Genomic DNA, 6229 nt, shown 5'->3' on the forward strand with positions numbered 1-6229 from the left:
TCGCATGGATACGCTTCTCAACGTCGCGCATGGGTTTGGCGTCGCTCTCCTGCCGATCAACCTGCTCTACTGCTTCATCGGCGTCTTCATCGGCACGCTGGTCGGCGTGCTGCCGGGCATCGGGCCGATCTCGGCGATGTCTCTGTTGCTTCCGGTGACACTGTCAGGAACGCCGGAATCCGGCATCATCATGATGGCGGGAATCTATTACGGCTCGATGTATGGCGGCTCGACGACCTCAATCCTGGTCAACATTCCCGGCGAGGCGGCTTCCGTCGTGACCTGTATTGACGGCCACCAGATGGCGAAGCAGGGTCGTGCCGGCCCCGCGCTGGGCATCTCAGCCTTCGGCTCGTTCATCGCCGGCACATTTTCACTCGTTGCACTGATGCTGGTGGCGCCTCGGCTCGCCAACATCGCCATCGCGTTCGGCCCTGCCGAATATTTCAGCCTGATGGTGCTCGGCCTCGTCGTGCTCACCTTCCTCACGCAGGGATCGATGCCGAAAGCGCTTCTGATGGCATGTATCGGCGTCGTGCTCGGACTGATCGGGCTCGACAGCATCACCGCGCAGCCGCGGCTGACATTCGGCCGCATGGAGCTGATCGACGGCATAGGACTGGTCCCCGTCGTGATGGGCCTGTTCGGCGTCGCCGAGGTGCTGCTCAATACCGAGCAGGTGATCAAACGCGACATCATCAACGCCAAAATCACGCAGCTGCTGCCCAACAAGGCCGATTGGCAGGCGAGCGCCGGCCCGGTGGCGCGCGGCACGTTACTTGGCTTGCTGCTCGGCATTCTCCCGGGCGGCGGCGCGGTGGTGGCCTCGTTCGCGTCCTATGCGCTGGAGAAGCGGCTGTCGAAGACGCCGGAGCGCTTCGGCCATGGCGCAATCGAGGGCGTAGCGGGTCCCGAATCCGCCAACAACGCGGCGGCCGGCGGCGCGTTCATTCCGCTGATGACCTTGGGCATCCCGCCGAATGTGGTGATGGCACTGCTGCTCGGCGCCTTCGTCATCCACGGCCTGCAACCGGGGCCGCTACTGATCACGCAAAACCCCGGCCTGTTCTGGGGCATCGTCGCCAGCATGTATATCGGCAACGTCATGCTGCTGATCCTCAATCTGCCGCTGATCGGCATGTGGGTGCAGCTGCTCAAGTTGCCCTACAACATCCTGTTCCCCCTGATTATCCTGTTCACGATCCTGGGCGTTTACTGCTCGAGCAACAATGTGTTCGACGTCTACGTGATGATCGCGTTCGGGATCATCGGCTATTTCATGCGCAAGCTCGGCTTCGAGCCCGCGCCGCTGGTGCTGGCGTTCGTGCTGGGACCGATGATGGAGAACAATCTGCGCAAGTCGCTGATCCTGTCGCAGGGCGACCTCTGGACCTTCGTGCAGCGGCCGATCTCGGCAGCGTGTCTTGCGCTCGCGCTGGTGCTGCTGATGGCGCCGCTATTACCCGCGCTGCGTAAGAAGCGCGAGCTCGTGGCGCTGGATGAGGGCGCGTGAGGGATTGGCAGGTGTCTCAGCCTGCCGCGGGCAGCACGTTATCCGGCGGCGCGCCCCAGGGGCGGTCGGCTGAGGCGAGCCCGATCAGGCGGCCCTGGATGTAGTCGCAGCCCCAGTCGCGCAGCATGTTCGCAGCTTCTTCGTCCTGCACCCATTCGGCCACCGTCTTGATGTCGAGGCGGCGGGCGAGGTCGATCAGGGTCTGCACGAAGGCGCGGTCGTCGGCGGAACGGGTGATGTTCTGCACGAAGGCACCGTCGATCTTCACGATGTCCACGCCCAGCTTGCGCAGATTGCGGAACGAGGTGTAGCCGGCGCCGAAATCGTCGATGGCGATGCGGCTGCCGAAATTCTTCAGCCGGGTGACGAAGCCGCGCACATCGTCGATGTCCTGGATCGCGACGGTTTCGGTGATCTCGACGATCAGCCGCTCGGCAACGCCGGGATGGGCACGCATCAGCGATTCGATTCCCGCCCACCAATCCGGATCCATGGTGGTGTCGGGCGAGATGTTGAGGCTGAGGCAGATGTCCGGCGCGGCCGCGAGCTCGGCGACCACGAGCTCGAGCACCCGGTGATCGACCAGGCGGATCAGGCCGAGGCGTTCCGCAACCGGCACGATGTCGGGCGCGAGCAGCACCTGGCCGTCGCCCTGGTCCATCCGCACCAGGCATTCGTGAAAGGCGCAGTCGCGCGAAAGGGCGGCAACTACCGGCTCATAGGCAAGCTTGATGCGGCGCTCATTCAGTGCGGTGACGATCTCGTCGGTGACGCGGATGTTGACGCGGCGCTGGGCGTCGCGCGCGGCATCCGGGCGCCAGGCTGCGAACGAGCCGACGCGGCGTTGTTTCGCGGTGTCCAGGGTCTCGTGGGCGCGATTGACGGCTTCATCGGCGTTGCGGGCATAGCGCGGCACGCTGACCGCGCCGATCGAGGCGGTGACCGACACCGGTCCGGATTTGGTCGGCACCACCTCGTCGCGAATGCCGGCGAGGAAACGTTCGGCAGCCACGTTCATGTCATCGACGGTGCAGTTCTTCAGGATCAGGCCGAACTTGTTGCCGGAGAAGCGGCCGAGCACGTCGCCGCCGCGCAAGCGCGCGCGAATGCGCGTGGCGACGTCGAGGATCACGGCGTCGGCAACGTCGAAGCCGAAGGCCTCGTTGACACGCGCGAGATGATCGATGCCGACCAGCATGAAGGCCGCGGTCGAGCGGAAACGGGTCGTCTCCTCGATGGCCTCGGCCAGCGCGGCGATCAGATGCGAGCGATTGAGCTCGCCGGTCAGCGGATCGAGCCGGGCCAGCTTCGTCAGTTCCTCGTCGCGGGCATGGCGTTCATTGTTGATGCGGACGGAGCCGATCGCACGCACCGGGCGACCGTCGGGGCCGGCGAACCAGCGGCCGGTCTCCTCGATCCAGACCATGGGATCGGCGGCGCTCATGCGCACGCCGTACTCGACCCGGTAGGGCGTGCCGTCGGCGCCATGCACGGCTGAGGTCTGCGCCAGCGCGGCGGTCCGCATTGATTGCGCGGGCTCGATCAGCCTGGCGAATTCGGCGCCGGTGGCCAGCCGTTCGGCGGGAATTCCGGGAAAGATGGCGCTGACCTGCTCACCCCAGACGATGGCATCGCTGGCGATGTCCCAGGCGAACACGGCCTGGCCGAGGGCAGCCAGGATGTCGGAGGCTTGCGGCAATGCGGGGGTCAAAATCGCCTCGTTTCGGGACAGCGGGGAGTCCTGAGCCGGCACAGGATAAAGCCAGATTCGCCATTGACCCTAGGCAAAGTTGATAAACAATTTGGAAACCACGTTTCCTCGCTCGCAGGAACCGAAGCGGCTCACCCGGCATAGGCCTTGCGAGTACATGACACGCACCGGCGCCAGCGTCTCGAAACGCGACAATCTAGGCCGGTCAACGGTGATTGCGATGTTGAGTACTGGTCAACTGGACGTGGCGGACAACGGCACAGGCTCGGCCCTGGTGCCGCTGATGCCAGTTTTGCAGTGGGTCCACAAGGCCCCGCTGCCACGCCCCGATCCCAGCTTCGTCGCCCAGCTCATCGCCAATGCCGAGCATCTGCCCCAGGCGAGCCGGCTCCGCCGCGCTTCTTCCGAGGATGCGCAGGTCGCCTATGGCAGCAAGCGCCCGCTTCCGAGCGTTAGCGCGCGCACGCGGCAGGTGGCTTGAATCAGCGCGGCGCGTCGGGAGACGGCTGGGTGCCGTTGCCCGGCTGCAAATGAGGCGAGGGAATTTCCGGCGAGGGCGCACTCACAGGCTTCGGCGCCGGGTGATCCATCAGCACGGATTCGGCGACCGATTGTGCCGTGGGCGCGGGCGGCTCCGCCGGAGCTGGTCGCGGAGCGGACACTGGCTCGAACTTGGGCTCGAACTCATCCGCCGGCGTCTCGGCCTGGCGCTTGGTCTTGCGGGGCGCCGGCACCGTCGTTTCGGCGACATAAGCGACGCGGCGGCGGGTGCGCTGGGCGATGCCGCCGAGGAAATCGGCCATCGCGAGCAGCACCAGAAGGAAATAGGTGGAGTTGCCGAATTTCGGCCACATCACGAATTCGGCCGCAGCCGCGCCGAACACGATCAGCGACAGCAGATGATCCATCAGGAATTTCGAGCCGGGCCGCGCGCCCTTGACCACTTCGAGCAGCAGCAGCACGATACCTAGCGCGAGCATCACGTCGGCGAGCGTGACCGGCCAGGCCTCGCCCGTGATCATCGGCACTTTGAACAGCACGTCCGCAAAGGACACGCTCGGCATCAGGAATGCGATGATGTTGTAGACCGCGAGCGGGATCAGGAGCAGCGGGAAACCGACCATCGGCGAAATGCCTTCTCGATCAAGATATCCAGACAGGACAATGCGGCGGCGATGCATTCGCTCCGCCGCCGTCACTGTCATATCTCATGGGTGGGCCGAAATCAGGCAGGCCCGATCGTCCTGCCCACAGAAAGGTCCCGAACTCAGGACTCTTTCTTCTTCAGGACCTGACGGCCCTTGTACATGCCGGTCTTGAGGTCGAGATGGTGCGGACGACGCAGTTCGCCGGAATCCTTGTCTTCCACATAGGTCGGCTTCTTGATGGCGTCTGCCGAGCGGCGCATGCCACGACGGGACGGCGAGGTTTTTCTTCTCGGAACGGCCATTTCAATATCCTCTAGGGATTGGTGTTTTGGGGCATCGTCCGCGAGGGGACGGCTCAGCACCCGCAAACCGAGGCGAGCTGAATGCCGGTCAAGGCCGGGCTTATAGAGGAAGGCCTGCCTTAAATCTAGGGCTCTGGGCCGGAAAATGCGCCCGAAAAGGACCGGAAATCAGCGATTCTCCCGCCAGCAGGTCGAAAGTGAACTCGCCTGCGCTCGCGCCACATAGGTCCCGGCCAGCCGCCGGACACCCGGTCCCGGCGTCCTGGCGCTGCGTTTGACCGGATTCGGCAGGATAGAGGCTAGAAGCGCGGCCTCCCGGGGGAAGAGGTTCGCCGCCGACTTGCCGAAGGCATAGGCGCTGGCGGCCTCGGCCCCAAACTGGCTCTGCGGGCCGAGCTCGGCGATGTTGAGGTAAATCTCCAGGATCCGTGCCTTGGGCAGGACGAGATCGATCCACAGCGCCAACGGGAATTCCAGCGCCTTCCGGACGAAGTCCCGCCCCTGCCAGAGGAACAGGTTTTTCGCCACCTGCTGGGTGATGGTGGAAGCGCCCCGGAACGGGGTGCCGTCCTCCTTCGCATCGTCGATCGCCTCACGCAGCGCACCCCAGTCGATGCCGTGATGCTTGCAAAAATGGGCGTCCTCGGCCGCCACCACCGAGCGTGGCAGCGAGGGCGACATCGCCGCCAGATCGATCCATTCCCGCTGCATCGGCGCACCCCGCAGCGAGCGCCAGATCATCAGCGTCGAAACGGGATGGCCGGCACGGTAGAACGGCGCGACGACATAGGGCGCGAGAGCCGCGACCGCGAGCACCAGGAGAAGGGTTTTGACGACGCGCAAATCAACCTTTCCGGCGCAGAACGAAACGCGGCCACGGGCCCGGCATTAAGTCTGTGATAATTCGGGCCTTTTCCAGCACTTTTTAGGCCTTCCAAACGATTGACTGAGGCGGGCGCATAAAGGATTGTCCCGCCGAATTTTAGTTCTGGAGCCCTTCTTGATGACCGGCACGTCCCCGTCCGATTTCGCCAAACGTCTGGACAAGACCGCTGATGACACCGAGGCCCTGCTCGGGCGCCTGCTGTCGGACGACATCCTGCCCGATGAGATCGCCCGGCCCAAGCGACTGATGGACGCAATGCGCTATTCGAGCCTCAACGGCGGCAAGCGCCTCCGGCCCTTCCTGGTGGTCGAGAGCGCGGCCGTGTTCGGCGTGTCCCGCGAAGCCGCGCTGCTCGTCGGTGCGGCGCTCGAATGCATCCACTGCTATTCGCTGATCCATGACGATCTGCCGGCGATGGACAATTCGGACCTGCGCCGCGGCCGCCCGACCCTGCACAAGAAGACCGACGACGCGACCGCGATCCTCGCCGGCGACGGCCTCCTGACACTCGCCTTCGACATCATCACCCGCGACGAGATTCATCGCGACGCCAATGTGAGGCTTTTGCTGACCCGCGCACTCGCGCGCTGCGCCGGCATCGGCGGCATGGTCGGCGGCCAGATCCTCGACCTCGCCGGCGAAGGCCGCTTTGGCGGCAACGAGCCGATC

At 64.8% G+C, this 6229-nt stretch carries 7 protein-coding genes; 3 read left to right on the top strand and 4 right to left on the bottom strand.

All coding sequences use genetic code 11. The features are described from left to right. Positions 1–4: 4 nt before the first annotated feature. Positions 5–1513 (top strand): tripartite tricarboxylate transporter permease, encoded by a 1509-nt coding sequence (locus tag IVB32_RS38115; protein WP_018455927.1) that lies wholly within the window; start codon positions 5–7, stop codon positions 1511–1513. A gap of 16 nt (positions 1514–1529) precedes the next feature. Here IVB32_RS38115 and IVB32_RS38120 read toward each other — a convergent pair whose 3' ends face one another. Next, a complete protein-coding gene (locus IVB32_RS38120) occupies positions 1530–3224 on the bottom strand; it encodes a bifunctional diguanylate cyclase/phosphodiesterase (protein ID WP_026233055.1) in 1695 nt (564 codons plus the stop codon). 220 nt (positions 3225–3444) lie between these two features. On the opposite strand from IVB32_RS38120, the gene IVB32_RS38125 reads away from it, so the two are divergent. Next, a complete protein-coding gene (locus IVB32_RS38125) occupies positions 3445–3705 on the top strand; it encodes a hypothetical protein (protein WP_026233054.1) in 261 nt (86 codons plus the stop codon). 1 nt (position 3706) lies between these two features. Here the strand turns inward: IVB32_RS38125 and IVB32_RS38130 are convergent, their stop codons facing one another. From IVB32_RS38130 to mtgA, 3 genes are all read right to left on the bottom strand, one after another. Then, a complete protein-coding gene (locus tag IVB32_RS38130; protein WP_026233053.1) occupies positions 3707–4348 on the bottom strand; it encodes a hypothetical protein in 642 nt (213 codons plus the stop codon). Positions 4349–4491: 143 nt separating this feature from the next. After that, entirely contained in the window at positions 4492–4674 is a 183-nt protein-coding gene (gene rpmF, locus IVB32_RS38135) for a 50S ribosomal protein L32 (protein ID WP_007598106.1), read from the bottom strand. A gap of 168 nt (positions 4675–4842) precedes the next feature. Further along, the gene (gene mtgA, locus IVB32_RS38140; protein WP_247370517.1) at positions 4843–5517 is read right to left on the bottom strand and encodes a monofunctional biosynthetic peptidoglycan transglycosylase; all 675 of its coding nucleotides are present in this window, start codon (positions 5515–5517) and stop codon (positions 4843–4845) included. Between the two features lie 160 nt (positions 5518–5677). Here mtgA and IVB32_RS38145 point away from each other — a divergent pair. Continuing rightward, on the top strand, positions 5678–6229 hold a 552-nt coding region (locus IVB32_RS38145), incomplete at its 3' end, for a polyprenyl synthetase family protein (RefSeq protein WP_247413070.1).

The organism is Bradyrhizobium sp. 23, assembly GCF_023073295.1.
Taxonomy (GTDB): domain Bacteria; phylum Pseudomonadota; class Alphaproteobacteria; order Rhizobiales; family Xanthobacteraceae; genus Bradyrhizobium; species Bradyrhizobium canariense_D.

Coding starts and splice junctions, on each gene's coding strand:
- IVB32_RS38115 (WP_018455927.1), top strand. CDS start 5: ATGGATACGCTTCTCAACGTCGCGCATGGGTTTGGCGTCGCTCTCCTG.
- IVB32_RS38125 (WP_026233054.1), top strand. CDS start 3,445: ATGTTGAGTACTGGTCAACTGGACGTGGCGGACAACGGCACAGGCTCG.
- IVB32_RS38130 (WP_026233053.1), bottom strand. CDS start 4,348: ATGGTCGGTTTCCCGCTGCTCCTGATCCCGCTCGCGGTCTACAACATC.
- rpmF (WP_007598106.1), bottom strand. CDS start 4,674: ATGGCCGTTCCGAGAAGAAAAACCTCGCCGTCCCGTCGTGGCATGCGC.